Here is an 18,265-nt window from a genome sequence, read left to right as displayed (position 1 = left end):
CTGGCCCATGGGGCGAGCTTGAGCCGTGTGCATTGAAAGGTGCACGCACGGTTCTGAGGGGGCCGGGATGCAGTAATGCATCCCGGCTACCCGACCTGTACCCGGAACCGGGCCACCGCCTCGCGCTGGCGAGGGCGTTCGGGTGCGCACGCGTCGTGTACAACGATGCCGTCCGCGCCCGCGAGGACGCCCGCAGGGCGGGCGAACCCTTTCCCATGGCGGGTGCGCTGTCCCAGAAGCTGATCACCCAGACCAAGCAGACACCCGAGCGATCCTGGCTGGGCGAAGTCTCCGCGGTCGTCCTCCAGCAGTCCCTGCGCGACGCGGAGGCCGCCTACAAGAACTTCTTCGCCTCCCTCAAGGGCGAGCGCAAGGGCGCGAAGTGCGGTGCGCCACGGTTCAAGTCCCGCAAGGACAGTCGTCAGTCGATCCGCTTCACGGCCAATGCCCGCTGGTCGATCAGCGGTTCCGGGAGGTTGAACCTCCCGAAGATCGGCGCCGTGAAGGTGAAGTGGTCCCGCGCCCTGCCCGCGCAGCCGTCGTCGGTCACCGTGGTCAAGGATGCGGCCGGACGGTACTTCGCCTCGTTCGGTGCGACACGAGGTCGCTCCATTCAAGTGGGGGCAGCCCACAGAGAGGAGATATGCGGGCTGCTTCTCTGATCAGTGTCCATGGTCAGTCCCCGGGTCCGCATGCGTTGCCGGTAACGGCGGGGTGTGAAGCCGGACCGTAAAGCCCAAGAGTCTTCGAACCGTCCGGAGACAACAGGCGAGGGGAAGACTGGACAGGGTGAACTTGCGTGAACCTCCGGCTATGCCTCGTGAGCGAAACGGTCAGACGACGGGATGTACAACTGACCGACAGGCCCTCGGCGCTGAGAAGCGCCAGGTGACCTCCCTGGACGAATGCAGGGAGGCAGGACACCACCGGGCCCGGGGTAAAGGAGGCACCCTCCCCAGTCGCAGCTTGATGGTGCGGAACGTGGAAACCCCGTTGTGATCTGCGTGCAGTAGGTGAACCGCAAGGGCAGCCGATGTCGCAGCGGGAACAGGATGATCCAAGAAGCGAATGCCGACCGGCCGAAAGGCGAGGGGAAAGCGCGACCGTCTGCTCTGAGGCGATGCGTATAACCCGTCGGATACGGGCGCTGCCCGGCCCGAAAGGGAGCTGACGTGGATCAGGTGGAACCTTGAAGAGATAGTGGGGAGGGACCAGAACTGACGGGCAAGTTGGACGCCGCACGGGGTGCGGTGAACGGACCTGATGGCGGACCCGAACTTGACTGGCACGGCATCGACTGGGCCAGCGAGGAAGAGAGCGTACGGCGACTTCGCCAACGGATCTTCAAGGCGTCGCAGGAAGGGGATCTGAAGAAGGTCCGTAACCTGCAGAAGCTCATGCTGCGGTCACGAAGCAACACGCTGGTCAGCGTGCGGCGGGTTACCCAGCAGAGTTCTGGCCGCAAGACCGCCGGCGTCGACGGACAGGTGATTCTCACTCCACAAGGGCGAGCAAGGCTCGTCGTGGAGATCCAGGAGACACCAACTCGTCGGCCCGATCCGGTCAAGCGGGTGTACATCCCGAAGAGCAATGGGAGGCAGCGTCCGCTCGGGATTCCGGTGATCAAGGACCGCGTCATGCAGGCGCGGGCCAAGAATGCCTTGGAACCCGAGTGGGAGGCCCGGTTCGAAGCCAGATCGTTCGGCTTCCGACCGGGGCGGAGCTGCCACGACGCGATTCAGAGCATCTTCTCGATGACACGGGGCAAGTCCCCTGAGAGGATGTGGGTTCTGGATGCGGATTTGTCGGCGGCCTTTGACCGAATCCACCACGACCGCCTGATGGAGTCCATCGGCTCGTTCCCCGGACGGGGCATGATCCGTGGATGGCTTAAGGCAGGGGTGCTGGAGAACGGAAGATGGGCTCCGACAGAGGAAGGCACCCCGCAGGGAGGCGTGATCAGCCCTCTGCTGTTGAACATCGCTCTGCACGGAATGGAGAGCGCCGTGGGGGTCAAATACCGGATTCGCAAGGGGCAAGAACCCGGTGCGAAGTCCGGGACCCCGGTCCTGGTGCGGTACGCGGACGACTTTGTAGTGCTTACGCACTCGAAGGAGGAAGCGGAACGGATGAAGCGAGAGCTGTCGTTGTGGCTGGAGCCGAGAGGGCTCCGCTTCAACGAGGAGAAGACTCAAGTGACCAATCTCGACAGGGGATTTGACTTCCTCGGGTTCAACATCCGGCGGAACAGCAATCGCATGGTCATCATCCGGCCGAGCAAGGACGCGGTGAAAAGAATCCGGGAACGGCTGCGGATAGAGGTCAAGGAGCTGAATGGCTCCAACGCCGCAGCGGTACTGAGACGGCTCACGCCGATCGTGCGTGGGTGGGCAACGTACTACCGGGGGGTGGTGTCCTCGAAGATCTTTCAATCGCTGGACACGTACGTCTGGAAACTCACCTACAAGTGGGCCAGACGGAGTCACCCCAACAAGCCGAAGGACTGGGTGGTGAAGCGGTACTTCGGTACGTTCAACAAGTCCCGGGCGGACAAGTGGGTGTTTGGCGACCGGGTCTCTGGTGCCTACCTCTACAAGTTCGCCTGGACCCCGATCGTCCGGCACGTCATGGTCAAAGGCGCGGCATCCATGGATGACCCTGCCCTCCAGGACTACTGGGCGAAACGGCGCCGGAAGAAGGCGCCTCCCGTCATGGACAAGACCAGCCTGCACCTGGCGTTCCGCCAGCAAGGGGCGTGTCCGCTCTGCGGCGGGACCCTGATCACCGGAGCGGAATACGAACCGGACAATCCACGGGAGTGGATCGAGTGGTTCGCAGCCGTAGCGAAGAAGCTGCACAAGCATCACTTCGTGTTCCGGCGGGAAGGGGGCGGGAACGAGTTGAACAACCTCCGCCTTGTACACGCGGATTGTCATCGGCGGCACCACGAAGCCGATGACCGAGCAACCGCACGGAAGAGCAAACGCCCTCGGGTTCTGCTTGAGCCGTGTGCGGCGTGAGTCGCACGCACGGTTCTGAGGGGGCCGGGGCGCGGTGACGCGCTCCGGCTACCCGACTCGTCGACACCGACCCGGCCGCGGACGCCGCCCGGATGCCCGACACCGACCAGACGGTCGGCATCGACCTGGGCCTGACCCACTTCGCCGTCCTATCCGACGGCACGAAGATCGACTCCCCTCGGTTTCTGCGTCGGGCGGAGAAGAAACTGAAGAAGGCCCAGCGGGAGCTGTCCCGCAAGCAGAAGGGATCGAAGAACCGGGAGAAGGCCCGCCTTAAGCTTGCTCGCGCCCATGCGAAGGTGGCCGATGCTCGTCGCGAGTTGCACCACCAACTCTCCACTCAGTTGATCCGCGAGAACCAAGCGATCGGCGTGGAGGACCTGGCGGTCCAAGGGCTCGCGCGCACCAGGCTGGCCGGGAGTGTCCACGACGCCGGATGGTCCGCGTTCGCACACATACTGGAGTACAAGGCCGCAAGGTACGGGCGGACTCTGGTCAAGATCGACCGGTTCGAGCCGACCTCCCAGACCTGCTCGGTCTGCGGTGTCAAGGATGGTCCCAAGCCCCTGAACGTCCGGGAATGGACCTGCAGTGCCTGCGGCACCGTCCACGACCGGGACCACAATGCCGCGAAGAACGTCAAAACGGCCGCCGGACTGGCGGCATCGGCCTGCGGAGCGCCGGTAAGACCAGGACTCGTCCCGGCACAGCGCGAAGAAACAGGAAGCCATGGATTCCCGCCCGAATCCTGTGCCGCGTAGCGGCACGGCAACGGACGAGAAGGCCAGAATCCTCGGGTCTCAGCCCGAGGAGCAAGTCAAGGGCGCCGGAACTCCACGCTGGCCCCGGCGGAGAGCGACACGGTCACGCCCGACGCCACTGACGCGGTACTGCAGGAAGCCTGAACCACACCGCCTTGCCGGACTCGGTGGGGCGGTGCCCGCAGGACGAGCTCAGGGCGCGGATCAGCAGCAGGCCGCGCCCGCCCTCCTGCATGGGGTCGGGCTCCTCGATCACCGGACGGGTGAGATGGCCCGGCGGCGCCGGGTCCGGGTCGTGCACCTCGACCTTGCAGCCGCCCGGCATCAGCTCGACGACCAGCTCTATCGGCCCCTTGCCCGCGGTGTGCTCCACCGCGTTGGCGACCAGTTCCGCCGTGAGCAGTTCGGCGGTGTCGGTGTCCGCCGCGTGGCCCGTCTCCTCCATCGCCGAACGCACCAGGGCACGGGCGACCGGCACGGCCGCGACGGTGTGCGGCAGCGCGATACGCCAGGAGGCGGCTGCGGAGGGTGGTTCGTACACGGCGATTCCGTTCATGGCGCAGGCGATCACTGCTTGTCCTGCTTTCAACTGTAGGAATGGTACGGGTCCCGTTCCGGAACCCGTCGGCGGGCCCCGGACCGGACCTTTGTCCCGGTAACGGGCTGCTTACCCCGGCCGACGGGCCGTCTCGCATGCGCGCCCGCACTGTTACCGCGTTATTGACGCGCCGTGACCTTGTGACCGTCCGTCCGGAACGTGAAGGAGCCCCCGGCAGCTGCCGGGGGCTCCTTCACGTGCGTGCGGAGATCAGCCGAACTCGACCATTCCCGCGGTCAGCGTCGCGCCGTCCGCCGGGTCGATCAGGATGAACGCGCCGGTACGGCGGGAGACCGCGTAGGCGTCCAGCGGCAGCGGCTCGGCGCTGCGCAGGGTGATCCGGCCCAGGTCGTTGGCGCTCAGCCGGGTGGCGCCCGCCAGGTCGCGGACGATCGCCTTGACGGTCCGGGTGGTGTGCTTGAGCAGCACCCGGTCGCCGACCCTGAGCGGCCGGTCGGCCAGATGGCAGACGGCGGCCGTGACGTCCTGGGTGAGCGCGGGCGCCTCCGGCCCGGCGGTGATCATGTCGCCGCGCGAGACGTCCCGCTGGTCGGTCAGGCGCACCCCGATGGACTGCGGGGCGTGCGCCGCCTCGACCTCGGTGCCGAGCACGTCGATCGCCGCGATCTCGGAGGTCTCGCCGGACGGGTGCACGGTGACCCGGTCGCCGACCCGCACCGAGCCGGAGACCAACTGGCCCGCGTAGTGACGGATGTCACCGTGCCGGATCACGTACTGGACCGGGAAGCGGGCCGGGGCGTCGGCCGGGTCCGCGACCACCGGGACGTTCTCCAGGAACTCCAGGAGCGCCGGGCCATCGTACCAGTCCATGCGCGGGGAACGGTCGACGACGTTGTCGCCCACCAGCGCCGAGACCGGGATCGGGGTGACCTCGGGGAGCCCCAGCTCGGCGGTCTGGGCGGTGAAGTCGGCGACGATCCGCTCGAACCCGGCCCGCTCGTAGCCGACCAGGTCCATCTTGTTGACGGCGAGGACGACGTGCGGGACGCGCAGCAGGGCGGCCACGGCGGCGTGCCGGCGGGTCTGCTCGACGACCCCGTTGCGGGCGTCGACCAGGATGATCGCCAGCTCGGCGGTGGAGGCGCCGGTGACCATGTTGCGGGTGTACTGCACATGGCCCGGGGTGTCGGCCAGGATGAACCGGCGCTTCGGGGTGGCGAAGTAGCGGTACGCCACGTCGATGGTGATGCCCTGCTCGCGTTCGGCGCGCAGGCCGTCGGTGAGGAGGGCCAGGTCGGGAGCGTCCTTGCCCCGGCTCAGGGACGCCTGTTCGACGGCCTCCAGCTGGTCGGCGAGGACCGACTTGGAGTCGTGCAGCAGCCGTCCGACGAGGGTGGACTTGCCGTCGTCGACGGAGCCGGCGGTGGCGAACCGCAGGGTGTCGATGGTCGTGCTCATGCTTAGAAGTACCCCTCGCGCTTGCGGTCTTCCATCGCGGCCTCGGAGAGCTTGTCGTCGGCCCGGGTGGCGCCGCGCTCGGTGAGCCGGGAGGCGGCGATCTCGGCGATCACCTTCTCGATGCTGTCCGCGTCGGAGTCGACCGCGCCGGTGCAGGACATGTCGCCGACGGTCCGGTAGCGCACCTGGCGCTTCTCGACGGTTTCGTTCTCGCGCGGCCCGCCCCACTCGCCGGCCGTCAGCCACATCCCGCCGCGCATGAAGACCTCGCGGTGGTGGGCGAAGTAGATCTGCGGCAGCTCGATCTCCTCGCGGGCGATGTACTGCCAGACGTCCAGCTCGGTCCAGTTGCTCAGGGGAAACACGCGGACGTGTTCGCCGGGGGCGTGGCGGCCGTTGTAGAGGTTCCACAGCTCGGGGCGCTGGCGGCGCGGGTCCCACTGGGAGAACTCGTCGCGCAGGGAGAACACCCGCTCCTTCGCGCGGGCCTTCTCCTCGTCGCGGCGGCCGCCGCCGAAGACCGCGTCGAACTTCTCGCTCTGGATCTTCTCGGTCAGCGGCACGGTCTGGAGGGGGTTGCGGGTGCCGTCGGGGCGTTCGCGGAGCACACCGCGGTCGATGTAGTCCTGTACGGAGGCCACGTGGAGGCGCAGCCCATGTGCGGTCACCACACGGTCCCGGTACTCAAGGACCTCGGCGAAGTTGTGCCCGGTGTCCACGTGCAGCAGGGAGAACGGGATCGCCGCCGGGGCGAACGCCTTGAGCGCGAGGTGCAGCATGACGATGGAGTCCTTGCCGCCGGAGAACAGGATCACCGGCCGTTCGAACTCGCCCGCCACCTCGCGGAAGATGTGGACCGCCTCGGACTCCAGCGCGTCCAGGTGGGACAGCGTGAAGGTGCTCATGCCAGCCCCCGCTCCACCAGCAGCGCGTGCACCGCGTCCGCCGACTCCTGCGGGGTCTGCTCCTGGGTGCGCAGCACCAGCGCCGGGTCGACGGGCGGCTCGTACGGGTCGTCGACACCGGTCAGCCCGGTCAGCTCACCGGCGGCCTGCCTGGCGTACAGGCCCTTCACGTCCCGCTCGCTGCACACCTCGACCGGGGTCGCCACATGCACCTCCAGGTACGGCGTCCCGCTCTTCTCGTGCCGGCCACGCACCGCCTCGCGGCTGTCGGCGTAGGGGGCGATGACCGGGACGACGGAGAGCACGCCGTTGCGCGCGAGCACCTCGGAGACCAGGCCGATGCGCTGCACGTTGGTGTTGCGGTCCGCCCGGGAGAAGCCGAGACCGGCCGAGAGGAAGCGGCGTATCTCGTCGCCGTCGAGAACCTCCACGCGATGTCCTTCGGCCTTGAGCCGGTCGCCGAGGAGGCGGGCGATCGTCGTCTTGCCCGCACTCGGCAGTCCCGTCAGCCAGACCGTGGCTCCCTGAGCCCTTGGCGTGGTGGTCATGCGCAACAGACCTCTTCCTTACCTACTCGTCAAACTCGCGTACGACCCGTCGAAGAGTAGGTAAGAAGTCTGAGAGGAGTGGTTAAGGAAGCTGAGGTTTAACTGAGTGACTCCTGGTACGCAAGAGGTCACAGAGTCCTGCAATGAACATTTCACAAAGGGCCGTCTGCCTGTTCACAGAGCCGGTCACGGAGCCGTTCACAGAGCCGGTCACAGGCCGGCGAAGGTGCCCCCGGCCTCCCGCAGCCGTGCGTGCAGGGCGCGGAAGACGGCCGCCGAGCGGGTGCCGGGCCAGTCGGCGGGCAGCAGGCCCGTCGGCAGTCCGGGGTCGGTGTACGGCAGGTGGCGCCAGGAGTCGAGGGCGCGGAGGTAGTCGCGGTAGGCGTCCTCGGGCGGGGTGTCCGACCGGTGTTCCCAGCCGCGCAGCACCGGCTCGTGGGCGTCGAGGAACTGCTCGTGCGTCTTGGCGATCGCCGTCAGGTCCCACCAGCGGGCGACCGCCTCGGTGGTGGGTGCGAAGCCGAGGTGGTCACCCCGGAAGAAGTCCACGTACGGGTCGAGGCCGAGCCGGCGCAGGGTGTGCCGGGTCTCCTCGAACAGCCGGGCCGGGGCGATCCACACGCCCGGCGCGGCCGTGCCGAAGCCGAGTCCGGCCAGCCGGGAGCGCAGCACGTGCCGCTTCTGCCGCTCCGACTCGGGCACCGAGAACACCGCGAGCACCCAGCCCTGGTCCTGCGGCGGTGCGTCGGCGTACACCCGGCGGTCGCCGTCTTCGAGCAACTGGCGTGCTTCGGCGGAGAGTTCGTAGCCTGCGGTGCCCTGCGCGGTACGGGCCGGGGCCAGCAGCCCGCGCCGTTTCAGCCGGGACACCGACGAACGGACGGAGGGGGCGTCCACGCCCACGGCGTCCAGCAGCCGGATCAGCTCGGCGACGGGCACCGGGCCGGGCAGGAAGCGGCCGTAGGCGCCGTAGAGCGTGACGATGAGGGACCTCGGGGCGTGTTGCTCGGGCACGTTGATCATTTTAGGTCCCCGGCATCGCTGCTGGTCACCTTCGGTGCACGGCTGAACGTGAGTCAGGATTCCGGGGCCCGTCCAGGGTGCCCGGTGTCCGGTGCCTGTGTCCGGTGCCTGTGCCCCGTGCCGGGTCAGGCGGCGACGGCGACGGCGAGGCGGTCGGCCGGGCCGCGGTGCGGCGGGACCACGCTGCCGTCGGGGTGCAGCTCGCCCGTGTCGTCGAAGACGATCGCCCCGTCGCACCGCAGGGTCCAGCCCTGCTCGGGGTGGGCGGCGACGATGTGCGCCAGGCCGCGGTCGGCCGTCGCGCTCGGGGACTGGTGGTAACACATGGCGCACCTCCACGGGTCTGCCTACGGCACGGTCGCCGACCGGCATGACCAGACCATGCTCCTGCCGTGAACGCCGGGGAACCTCCTGCCGCGACCTGTGACAACACGCGGACAACTCCCGGACGCTTCCACGACGGTCGCCGCGGCTCCGGGATACGACCGGCGTCCCGGATGCGGCGGGACGCGCCACCGAAGGGGTGACGATCACGCTTCCGGGCCCGGCCGCCCGGTATCCAGGGCATGCCCCCACCTCACGATCCGGGAAGGAAACCATGCCCGTACGCCCCGTCCTCGCCGCGGCCCTCGGTTCCGTCGCCCTGCTGTGCGCCGCCGTCGCCCCCGCGACCGCCACCCCCGGCGAGTCCGTCACCGTCGACCGCACCGGCCGTCTCGCCTCCGACGGCACCGTCACCCTCTCCGGCACCTACACCTGCACCGGTGCCTCCGGACCGGTGTTCATCAGCTCCTCGGTCAGCCAGGACTCCCCGAACTACAAGCACGGCATCGGGGGCACCCGGGCCCTCTGCGACGGCGCCGAGCACCGCTGGGAGAACACCGGCAAGGTCACCTCGGAGAAGCTGGCGCCGCGCGCCGCCCACGTCGAGGCCACGATCATGGAGCTGCGCTCCACGGGCGGCCTGCCGCTGCCGTCCTTCCACGCTACCGGCCAACAGGACATCACCCTCACCAGGGCCTGACCCGGACGCGGGCACCGGGCCCCGGTGCCGCCGGGCCCCGGTGCCGCCGGGCCCCGGTGCCGCCGGGGCCCGGTGCCGCCGTGCCCGGTCAGCGGGTCAGCGGGCCAGCAGCTTTCGCAGCGCCGCGGTGACCTCGTCCGGCGCCTCCTCAGCCATGAAGTGCCCGCACGTCACCGTGTGGTGCTCCAGGTCCGGGGCCCAGGCCCGCCACACCGCGGCCGCGTCGTAGCCGAGCGCGGCACCCCAGTCCTGCTGGAGCACGGTGACCGGCATGGTCAGGACGTTCCCGGCGGTCCGGTCGTCCAGGTCGTGGCCGGCGTCGATACCGGCCGAGGCCCGGTAGTCGGCCACGATGGAGGGCACCGCCTCCCGGCAGGCCGCGAGATAGGCGGCGCGGACGTCACCCGGGATCGCGGCGGGGTCGCGGGTCCACAGGTCGAGGAAGTGGCCGAAGAACAAATCAGGGGCCGCACCGATCAACTCCTCCGGCAGGCCCGGCGGCTGGGCCATCAGATACAGATGGAAGGCGACGGCGGCGGTGGCGCCGTGCAGCACCTCCCACATGTCCAGGGTGGGCAGCACGTCCAGCAGCGCCAGGTGCGTGACCGCGTCCGGGTGGTCGAGCCCGGCCCGGAAGGCGACCAGCGCGCCCCGGTCGTGCCCGGCGAGCGCGAAACGCTCGTGGCCGAGGGCCCGGGCGAGCGCCACGACGTCGGAGGCCATGGTCCGCTTCGCGTACGACGTCCCGTCCGGGTCGGCCGGCTTGTCGCTGGCGCCGTAGCCGCGCAGGTCGGGACAGATCACGGTGTGCCCGTCCGCGAGGGCGGCGGCCACGTGCCGCCACATCAGATGGGTCTGCGGGAAACCGTGCAGCAGGACGACCGGGCTGCCGGTGCCGCCGACGGCCGTGTGCAGGGCGACGCCGTCCGCGACCGGGACACGGTGCTGCTGAAAACCTGGGATGTTCATGCGCCGAGGCTCCCGTGCCCGGATCAGCAGTGGATCAGCAGCACGTACGGTGGGCGGGTGAGGATCGACCAGGTCGCCTTCGGGGTGCTCGGATCCGTGACGGCCGAGCGGGCCGGTCGTCCGCTCGCCCTGAAGGGCCTCCGGCACCGTGCCGTACTGGCCCGGCTGATCGTCGCCCGCAGACGCGTGGTGCCCGTGGCCCGGCTGGTCGCCGACCTCTGGGAGGAACCGCCGCCGACCGCCGTCGGCGCCGTCCGCACCTTCGTGGGCGATCTGCGGCGGGCCCTCGAACCCGACCGGCCGTCCCGTGCCCCGGCCCGGCTGCTGGTCACCGACGGCCCCGGCTACGCCCTGCGCGCCGAAGCGGTCGACGCCTGGCGGTTCGAGCGGGCCGTGGCGGCCGCCGGACAGGAGGAGCCCGGCCGGGCCGCGGGGCTGCTGAGAGAGGCGCTGGAGCTGTGGCGGGGGCCCGCCTATGCCGAGTTCGCGGACGAGGAGTGGTGCCGGGGCGAGCGGGCCCGGCTGGCCGAGCTGCGGCTGCGGGCCGTGGAGCAGCGGGCCGAGGCGCTGCTGGCGGCGGGCCGGGCGGCCGAGGCGGTGCCCGATCTGGACGCCCACCTCACCGGGCACCCGTGGCGTGAGGAGGCCTGGCGGCTGCTGGCGCTCGCCCTCTACCGGACCGGCCGCCAGGGCGACGCCCTCGCGGTACTGCGCCGGGCCCGCGCGACCCTCGCCGGACAGCTGGGCGTCGACCCGGGCCGGGCGCTGCGCCGGCTGGAGGCCGACGTGCTCGCCCAGGCCCCCGGCCTGGACGCCCCCACCGCCCCGGAGGCCACGGCGGCCCGGGTCTGGTCCCGGGCCGCCGAGGCCTACGACCGTACCGTCGCCGCCGGTGCCCGGGCCCGGCTCGAATCGACCGTCGGACTGCTGCGCACCCTCGCGGTGACCGGCTCCGGCGGGCTGGCCGCCGCCCGCGAACACCGGCTCGAAGCGATCACCGCGGCCGAGGAGTCCGGCGACCCGGAACTCACCGCCCGGGTCATCGGCGCCTACGACGTCCCCGCGATCTGGCCCCGGTCCGACGACGAGACGGGCGCCCGTCGCATCGTCCGGGCCGCCGAACGGGCACTGGCCCGCCTCCCCGCCACCCCGGCCCAGGACGCGGCCCGCTGCCGGCTGCTCGCCACCGTCGCCCTGGAGTCACGCGGCACCAGGTCCGGCCGCGCCGTGCAGGCCGCCGCCGAGGCGGAGCTCCTCGCCCGCCGCCTGGACGACCCGGCGCTGCTCGCCTTCGCCCTCAACGGCGTCTTCATGCAGTCCTGCACCCGGGCCGGCCTCGCCCCGCGCCGCGACGCCGTCGGCACCGAACTGGTCACCCTCTCGGCCAGGCACGGCCTGGTCACCTACGAGGTGCTCGGCCACCTGATCCGGGTACAGGCGCGGGCCGCGCTCGCCGACTTCACCACGGCCGACGAACACGCGGCGGCGGCCGACCGGCTGGCCGACCGCCATGAACTGCCGCTGGTCCGGGTGTTCACGGAGGGATACCGGGCACTGCGCCTGGCGGCGACGGGTGGGACGGGGCACCGCGGGGGAGAAACCGACAGCGTGCGGGGGAGGGGCGTACCGGTCTCCGGCAGACAGGCCGGGCGGGGTGGTGGGCCGGATTCCGGCCGGGGTGGAGCAGCGGATCGGAGCGGCCGACCGGTGCCCGGCGCCGACCTCGCCACGGCCCGCCGGATCGACGGGCCCGCGCCCGTCGTCGGCCCCCGCGCGGCCCGCGGGGCCGGAACGCGGGCCGCCCCTGCCGATGCCGTCGAGGCCGCCTACCGCGAGGTCGGCCGGCTCCTGGACGGGTCCGGTATGCCCGGGGTGCGCGACGGACTGCTTCCCCTCGCGCTGCTCTGCCTCCGCCTGGCGGGACGGCCGTACGGAATCCGGGACGCCGTCGACCCGGACGCCGTCGACCCGGGCGCCGACTGGGGGCCGTATCTCCCCTGGATCCGGCCCGCGCTCGCCCTCGCCGACGACGACGAAGGGGCAGCCCGCGATGCGCTGCACGGGCTGCCCGAGCCTCCTGCCGACCTCGTGCAGGAGGCGCTGTGGTGTGTCGCGGCGGCCGTCGCCCTGGAACTCGGCGACCGTGCGGCCCTGCGCCGCTGCCGGGCGGCTCTTCGCCCGGCAGCCGGTCAACTCGCCGGTGCGGGCAGCGGGTTGCTGACGGCCGGGCCGGTCGACGGCTGGCTGTCGGCGATCGGGGACGCCCTCGGCGCCCCGTAAGGGGCGCGGGGCTGTATCCATCTGCGGCTCCGCCGCGTGGGCGCGACCAGCCACGATGGCGCCGCAGTCGACAGACGGCAGGTCGCGTCGCGGCCCTTCCAGCGGAACGCTCAGGCGGCCAGCTCCTTCTTGATGCGGTCCAGCATGAACGCCGAGGAGTCCCGCGCCCGTTCCTCCCAGGCGAAGACACAGGCGGTGGCGACACCGTCGAAGTCCAGCTCGCGCAGGGTGCCGAAGAAGGCGTCCCAGTCGACCTCGCCCTGGCCGATGTCCAGGTGCTGGTGGATCCGGGCCGTGGTGCCGGGCGGGTTGAGGATGTAGCGCAGCCCGCTGGAGCCCTTGTGGTTGAAGGAGTCCGCGATGTGCACGTGCCGCAGCTTGTCGCCGGCGTAGCGCATCATCGCCGCGATGTCGGCCGTGGGGTCGGCGCCGGAGAGGTGGAAGGAGTGCGGGGCGCAGTAGAGGTAGTTCACCCACGGCCTGTTGATCGCGCGGACCAGGTCGACCGCGGGGGTGTTCTCCTCGCAGAAGTCGTCCGGGTGGGCCTCCAGGTTGAGAGCGATGCCCTCACGCTCGAAGAGGGGGAGGAGTTCCTCCAGGGAGCGCCAGAAGGCGGCCTCGCTCTCCGTCGCGCGCTCCGGGCGGCCGTTGAACTCGCTGTTGATCAGGGTGCATTCGAGGTCGGCCGTGATCTCGATCATCCGCTTCCAGTAGCGGACGGCCGCCTGCCGCTCCGTCTCGTCCGGGGACGACCACTTGTACAGCGGCAGCACCGAGGACAGCTTCACGCCGTGTGTGCGCAGGGAGTTCTTCAGCCCGGCGATCCGCCCGTCGTCCGCGCGCGGGTGCAGGAAGAACGGCATGAAGTCGTCACGCGGCGACAACTCGATGTACTCGTAGCCGAGTTCGGCCACCGTGCGCACCATGTCGTCGATCGGCAGGGCGCGGAACATGTACGGGTCGAGGGCGATCTTCACGCGGTACCTCCGTAGAAGGCCGGGCGGGGCTTGAGGTCGGTGGCGACGACGGTGCCCGAGTCCAGGGCCTCGACGGTCGCCGCGGTGATGGTGGTCGCGGCGTAGCCGTCCCAGGCCGAGGGACCGGTGGGCTCCTCGCCCGCCGCGACGCCGGCGATCCACTCGCGGAACTCGGTGTCGAAGGCGTCCCGGAAGCGGCCCACCCAGTCCGTGAGCACGGCCGTGCTGTGCTGACCGGCGGTGCGGACGCCGACCGCGGCCGGGTCGGGCAGCCGGACCAGGCCCTCCTCACCCACCGCCTCGCACTGGATGTCGTAGCCGTACCGGCAGTTGACGAAGACCTCCAGGTCGATGCGGACGCCCTTGGCGGTCTCGAAGAGCATGATCTGCGGGTCCTTCAGGTGCTCGAACCGCTTGCTCGTGGCGCGCGGGGTGATCACCTGGGTGGAGACGATCTCGTCGTCGAGGAGCCAGCGCAGCACGTCGACCTCGTGCACCGCCGTGTCCAGCGCGGCCATCGCGGAGGTGTACGACTCCGGGACGGTGGGGTTGCGGTGGGCGCAGTGCACGATCAGCGGTTCGCCGATCCGGCCGGAGTCGATGACCTCCTTCAGCTGCCGGTACCCGGCGTCGTAGCGGCGCATGAAGCCGACCTGCACCAGGCGGCGGCCGTGTGCCTGCTCCGCCTCGACGATCCTCAGGCAGTCCTCGGCGGTGGTGGCGAGGGGCTTCTCGCAGAAGACGGGCTTCCCGGCGGCGACCGCGTCGAGGACGTGTTCGGCGTGGGTGGGGCCCCAGGAGGTGACGAGTACGGCGTCCACGTCGTCCGCCGCGACCACGGCCGCGCCGTCGGGCAGCACCCGGGCGCCGGCCGGCTCCGCGGCCTCGGCGGCGCGGGCCGGGTCGATGTCGGTGACCGCGGTGACGCGGGCTCCGGTGACGGTGTGGGTGAGGCGCTGGATGTGCTCTTTGCCGATCCAGCCGGCACCGATGACTCCTACACGTACGGTCATGGTCGTCCCTTCAGGGGGTCAGGAGAAGCGCGCCCGGAGTTCGGCTTCGAGGGTTTCGAGGGTTTCGAGGGTGCGGCCCTTGGTCTCGGGGACGTAGAGCTTCACGAAGGTGAGCGAGAGGATCCCCGCCACCACGAAGAGGAAGAAGGTGTCGGAGATCCCGATGGCGGAGACCGACGACGGGAAGACCAGGCCGATCACGAAGTTGGTCAGCGGGAGACCGCGGCGGAGGGCTGGTCCGTGAGGGGGGCGACGGCCTCGGGGGCGGTGGCCTGAATCGCGTCGTCCCTGACGTTCATGGGCCGCCCCCTCACCGGTCGAGGGCGGGGCGCCGGGTTCCCGACAGCCCCTGGCCGTTCAGGTACTCACGCGTGCTGGTGGCGATGGGCAGCGGTACCTCGGGGGCGCACGGGTACAGGTCCTGCTCGACGATCACGAACAGCTCGGCGTCGAGTCCGGCCAGCTCGGCGATCACGTCGGCGGGGTTCGGCACGCCGGCCGGCGGTGAGACGCACACGCCACGCTTCACGGCCTCGCCGAAGCCGAGGTCCTCCGCCGCGACCTCGGCGAGGATCTCCGGGTCCATCTGCTTGATGTGGACGTAGCCGACACGCTCGCCGAAGCGGCGGATCAGGTCGACGTTGTCACCACCGCCGTAGGCCACGTGCCCGGTGTCCAGGCACAGGTTCGTGTACCGGCCGTCGGACTCGTTGAGCAGCCGCTCGATCTCCGGCTGGGTCTGGATGTGGCTGTCGGCGTGCGGGTGGACGACCAGCCGTACGTCGTACTCGTCGAGGAGCAGCCGGCCCAGCCGGTCGGCGGCCTTGCCGAAGCCCGCCCACTGCCCGGCGGTCAGCTCGGGCGACTCGGTGAACGCGCCGGTCTTCTCGTCCCGGTACATGGGCGGGATGAGGACCAGGTGGTGGGCGCCCGCGGCCTGGGTCAGCGTGGCGACCTGTCGCACATGGGCGAGCATCTCGTCCCAGGCCTCGGGACGGTGCAGCGCACCGAACGCGGTACCGCCGGAGACCTTGAGCCCACGGGCGTCGAGTTCTTCCCTGAGCCGCCGCGGGTCGGTGGGGAGGTAGCCGTAGGGGCCGAGCTCGAACCACTCGTAGCCGGCCTGTTTCAGCTCGTCGAGGAAGCGGGTGTACGGGACCTGGTGCTCGTCCTCGGGGAACCAGATGCCCCAGGAGTCGGGTGCCGAGCCCAGGCACAGGTTGCCGGCGGTGGTGCGGAGGGCGGATGGCGCCGTTGCCATGGAGTGTCCTTCGGGGGAGGGGACTCTGTCGCGTGAGGCGGACCTTTGTCGCGCTCTACTAGCGCGCTCTAGTGCGAGTACGATGACCTCTGTCCGAATGTCATGTCAATACCTTGTTGCTGGGGGATTTCCGGGAACTTCCCGGGGCAGGCCCTAGGGTGGGCTCCGTCGAAGGGTGGGTGCACAGGTGGATGCAGCGGGCAGGCGGCGGCCGACGATGGCCGACGTCGCCGACAGGGCGGGTGTCTCCCGGGCGCTGGTGTCGATCGTGTTCCGCAACCAGCCCGGTGCGAGCCAGGAGACGCGCGAGCGGGTGCTGCGGGTCGCCGACGAGATCGGCTACCGCCCGGACAGCGCGGCCCGGCTGCTGGCCCGGGGCCGCAGCCGCACGCTCGGCGTGATGTTCACCGTCCACCAGACCTTCCACACCGATCTCATCGAGGGCATCTACCCGGAGGCCGAGCGGCTCGGCTACGACGTGCTGCTCTCCGCCGCCGCCCAGGGCCGCAGCGAGGAGAAGGCGGTGGAGGCGCTGCTCGGTCACCGCTGCGAGGCGCTGATCCTGCTCGGCCCGGACGCGGACCCCGCCTACCTGGACGAGCTCGGCCGTCGTGTCGTGACCGTGTCGGTCAGCAGCCGGGTGCCGCGGGCCCGGGTGGACTTCGTGCACAGCGCGGAGAGCAAGGGTGTCCGGCAGGCCATGGACTACCTGGTCGAGCTCGGGCATCGCAGGATCGTGCACATCGACGGCGGCCGGGGTCCCGGTTCGGCCGAGCGGCGGCGCTCCTACCGGGCCGCGATGCGCAGGCACGGACTGGAGTCGGAGACCCGGGTGATACCCGGTGCGCACACCGAGCAGTCCGGCATCGAGACCGGGCGGCTGCTGCTCGCGGAGCGCGACCGCGGGCTGCCGCTGCCGACGGCGGTGCTGGCAGGCAACGACCGTTGCGCCATGGGCGTGTTGATGGCGATGACGCGGGGTGGTGTCGAGGTCCCCGGAGACGTCTCCGTGGTCGGCTTCGACGACAGCCATCTCTCCCACCTCATGCCGATCGGCCTCACCACCGTCCGTCAGGACGCGCGGCTGATGGCCGAGTACGCGGTGCGGTTCGCCGTGGAGCGGCTGGAGGAGCCCGAACTGGAGCCGCGGGAGGCGGTGCTGGACCCGAAACTGGTGGTACGCGGCACGAGCGGGCCGCCCCCGCAGGGGGCCGGCCCGCTCGTCCGGTGATCGCTGACTGAGCGTCAGCGGGTGCCGTTGGCGGCGAACTCGGCGATGGATTCGGCGTTGTCCTTGGTGACGAACGCGGGCCCGGTCAGGACGGGTTCGGCGCCGCCGCCGCTGTAGTTGCCGTTGTTCTTGTAGAGCCACAGGGAGTCGACGGCGAGGTAGCCCTGGAGGTAGGGCTGCTGGTCGACCGCGAACTCGACCGAGCTGTCCTGGATGGCGGACACCAGGTCCTTGTTGAGGTCGAAGGTGGCGACCTCGGCCTTGCTGCCGGCGTCCTTGACGGACTGGATGGCGGTCAGTGCGATGGGGGCGCCGAGGGTGACGACCTGGTCGATCGAGGAGTCCTGCTGGAGCTTGGCGGTGATGGTGGACTTGACCGAGGGCATGTCGGTGCCGTTGACATAGATCTTGTCGGTCTTGCCCTTGAAGCCCTTGGTCAGACCCGCGCAGCGGGCCTCCAGGGCGACCTGGCCCTGGGCCTGCACGACACACAGGGCGTGCTTGGCGCCAAGCTGGTTGAGGCGCTGGCCGAAGGCCTCACCTGCGATGTTCTCGTCCTGGCCGAAGTACTCGAGCATGCCGAGCTTCTTCCAGGCGTCCAGACCGGAGTTGAAGCCGACGACCGGGATGTTCGCGGCCTTGGCCTTGGTCACCACCGCCTTCAGGGCGTCGGGTGTGGCCGCGGTGAGGGCGATTCCGTCGACCTTCTGGTCGATCGCGTTCTGCACCAGGTTGGCCTGGTTGGCGGCGCTGGGGTCGGCGGAGTAGACCAGTTTGATGTTGTCCTTGGCGGCGGCCGCGGCCGCGCCCTTGCGGATCAGGTCCCAGAAGGTGTCGCCGGGCTGGGCGTGGGTGATCATGGCCACCGTCATGCGGGGCGTGGACGCCTTGCCGGCGGCCGCGGCGGTGCCGCTGTCCTCGGACTTCTTGCCGCCGGAGCTGCTGGAGCAGCCTGCGGCGAGCAGGACGCCCGCGAGAACGGTGGCGGCCATGGCGGCGGCTCGGTGGTTTCTGTGCATGTCCCTTGCACCTCGCTGTGCGGTCTGGGTCGGCTCTGCGGAGCTGAACGAGCGGTGAATGGCGGGGAGGGGGGAGGGAGTGCCCTCGGCGGTCCGGTCGTCCGGTGGTCCGGCGCCGGGGCGTGGCGGATCGGGGAGTCGTGAAACGTGAGGGGTGGACCGCCGGCGGTGGGGGCTGTGGCACCGGTGGCCGACCGGTTGCCTCGCACGGGCGGGG

General features: G+C 70.5%; 15 protein-coding genes and 3 pseudogenes. 6 read left to right on the top strand and 12 right to left on the bottom strand.

From position 1 onward, the window contains the following. Positions 1–95 precede the first annotated feature (95 nt). The 3 genes and pseudogenes from ACFWPS_RS25995 to ACFWPS_RS25985 form a co-directional block, all read left to right on the top strand. Positions 96–590, top strand: a pseudogene (locus ACFWPS_RS25995) (RNA-guided endonuclease InsQ/TnpB family protein); the annotation flags it as partial. A gap of 660 nt (positions 591–1,250) precedes the next feature. Then, entirely contained in the window at positions 1,251–3,020 is a 1,770-nt protein-coding gene (ltrA, locus tag ACFWPS_RS25990; protein ID WP_383708568.1) for a group II intron reverse transcriptase/maturase, read from the top strand. Positions 3,021–3,076: 56 nt separating this feature from the next. Continuing rightward, positions 3,077–3,781: pseudogene (locus ACFWPS_RS25985) on the top strand (RNA-guided endonuclease TnpB family protein); the annotation flags it as partial. Positions 3,782–3,884: 103 nt separating this feature from the next. Here ACFWPS_RS25985 and ACFWPS_RS25980 read toward each other — a convergent pair. The 6 genes from ACFWPS_RS25980 to ACFWPS_RS25955 all read right to left on the bottom strand — a co-directional run bounded on the left by ACFWPS_RS25980 (position 3,885) and on the right by ACFWPS_RS25955 (position 8,600). Further along, entirely contained in the window at positions 3,885–4,337 is a 453-nt protein-coding gene (locus ACFWPS_RS25980; protein WP_383708567.1) for an ATP-binding protein, read from the bottom strand. 252 nt (positions 4,338–4,589) lie between these two features. Further along, complete coding sequence (locus tag ACFWPS_RS25975; protein ID WP_383708566.1) at positions 4,590–5,798, bottom strand: sulfate adenylyltransferase subunit 1; 1,209 nt, start codon at positions 5,796–5,798, stop codon at positions 4,590–4,592. 2 nt (positions 5,799–5,800) lie between these two features. Then, complete coding sequence (gene cysD / locus ACFWPS_RS25970) at positions 5,801–6,703, bottom strand: sulfate adenylyltransferase subunit CysD (protein WP_383708565.1); 903 nt, start codon at positions 6,701–6,703, stop codon at positions 5,801–5,803. Beyond that, on the bottom strand, positions 6,700–7,251 hold the full coding sequence (gene cysC, locus ACFWPS_RS25965) for an adenylyl-sulfate kinase (protein WP_383708564.1): 552 nt from the start codon (positions 7,249–7,251) through the stop codon (positions 6,700–6,702). Before cysC ends, cysD begins: the two co-directional genes overlap by 4 nt. Before the next feature lie 210 nt (positions 7,252–7,461). Then, positions 7,462–8,274 carry a PaaX family transcriptional regulator C-terminal domain-containing protein gene (locus ACFWPS_RS25960; RefSeq protein ID WP_383708563.1) on the bottom strand — a complete coding sequence of 271 codons (813 nt, stop codon included), beginning with the start codon at positions 8,272–8,274 and terminating at the stop codon, positions 7,462–7,464. A gap of 125 nt (positions 8,275–8,399) precedes the next feature. Further along, positions 8,400–8,600, bottom strand: coding sequence for a DUF5999 family protein (locus tag ACFWPS_RS25955; protein WP_383708562.1), 201 nt, complete (start codon positions 8,598–8,600; stop codon positions 8,400–8,402). 272 nt (positions 8,601–8,872) lie between these two features. Here ACFWPS_RS25955 and ACFWPS_RS25950 point away from each other — a divergent pair, with 272 nt between their 5' ends. Further along, on the top strand, positions 8,873–9,298 hold the full coding sequence (locus ACFWPS_RS25950; protein ID WP_383708561.1) for a DUF6299 family protein: 426 nt from the start codon (positions 8,873–8,875) through the stop codon (positions 9,296–9,298). A gap of 96 nt (positions 9,299–9,394) precedes the next feature. Here ACFWPS_RS25950 and ACFWPS_RS25945 read toward each other — a convergent pair whose 3' ends face one another. Continuing rightward, positions 9,395–10,267: an alpha/beta fold hydrolase gene (locus ACFWPS_RS25945; protein WP_383708560.1), complete on the bottom strand. Its 873-nt coding sequence runs from the start codon at positions 10,265–10,267 to the stop codon at positions 9,395–9,397. Between the two features lie 63 nt (positions 10,268–10,330). Here ACFWPS_RS25945 and ACFWPS_RS25940 point away from each other — a divergent pair, with 63 nt between their 5' ends. Next, the gene (locus ACFWPS_RS25940) at positions 10,331–12,547 is read left to right on the top strand and encodes a BTAD domain-containing putative transcriptional regulator (RefSeq protein WP_383708572.1); all 2,217 of its coding nucleotides are present in this window, start codon (positions 10,331–10,333) and stop codon (positions 12,545–12,547) included. Between the two features lie 110 nt (positions 12,548–12,657). Here ACFWPS_RS25940 and ACFWPS_RS25935 read toward each other — a convergent pair whose 3' ends face one another. From ACFWPS_RS25935 to ACFWPS_RS25920, 4 genes and pseudogenes are all read right to left on the bottom strand, one after another. Continuing rightward, positions 12,658–13,524, bottom strand: a complete 867-nt coding sequence (locus ACFWPS_RS25935) for a sugar phosphate isomerase/epimerase family protein (RefSeq protein WP_383708559.1) — start codon at positions 13,522–13,524, stop codon at positions 12,658–12,660. Beyond that, positions 13,521–14,537: a Gfo/Idh/MocA family oxidoreductase gene (locus ACFWPS_RS25930; RefSeq protein WP_383708558.1), complete on the bottom strand. Its 1,017-nt coding sequence runs from the start codon at positions 14,535–14,537 to the stop codon at positions 13,521–13,523. The genes ACFWPS_RS25935 and ACFWPS_RS25930 overlap by 4 nt, the downstream gene beginning before the upstream one ends. A gap of 18 nt (positions 14,538–14,555) precedes the next feature. Further along, positions 14,556–14,750: pseudogene (locus tag ACFWPS_RS25925) on the bottom strand (MFS transporter); the annotation flags it as partial. 97 nt (positions 14,751–14,847) lie between these two features. Continuing rightward, on the bottom strand, positions 14,848–15,798 hold the full coding sequence (locus tag ACFWPS_RS25920; protein ID WP_383708557.1) for a TIM barrel protein: 951 nt from the start codon (positions 15,796–15,798) through the stop codon (positions 14,848–14,850). A 217-nt stretch (positions 15,799–16,015) separates the two neighbouring features. Between ACFWPS_RS25920 and ACFWPS_RS25915 the strand changes: the two genes are divergently transcribed. Further along, complete coding sequence (locus ACFWPS_RS25915) at positions 16,016–17,029, top strand: LacI family DNA-binding transcriptional regulator (protein WP_383708556.1); 1,014 nt, start codon at positions 16,016–16,018, stop codon at positions 17,027–17,029. A gap of 14 nt (positions 17,030–17,043) precedes the next feature. On the opposite strand, the gene ACFWPS_RS25910 is transcribed toward ACFWPS_RS25915, so the two are convergent. Beyond that, on the bottom strand, positions 17,044–18,048 hold the full coding sequence (locus ACFWPS_RS25910) for a substrate-binding domain-containing protein (protein WP_383708555.1): 1,005 nt from the start codon (positions 18,046–18,048) through the stop codon (positions 17,044–17,046). Between the last annotated feature and the right edge of the window lie 217 nt (positions 18,049–18,265).

It is taken from the genome of Streptomyces sp. NPDC058457, assembly GCF_042720695.1.
Classification (GTDB): Bacteria; Actinomycetota; Actinomycetes; order Streptomycetales; family Streptomycetaceae; genus Streptomyces.
The sequence above is the reverse complement of the archived record's forward strand: the minus strand, read 5'-3'. Positions and strand labels throughout refer to the sequence as shown.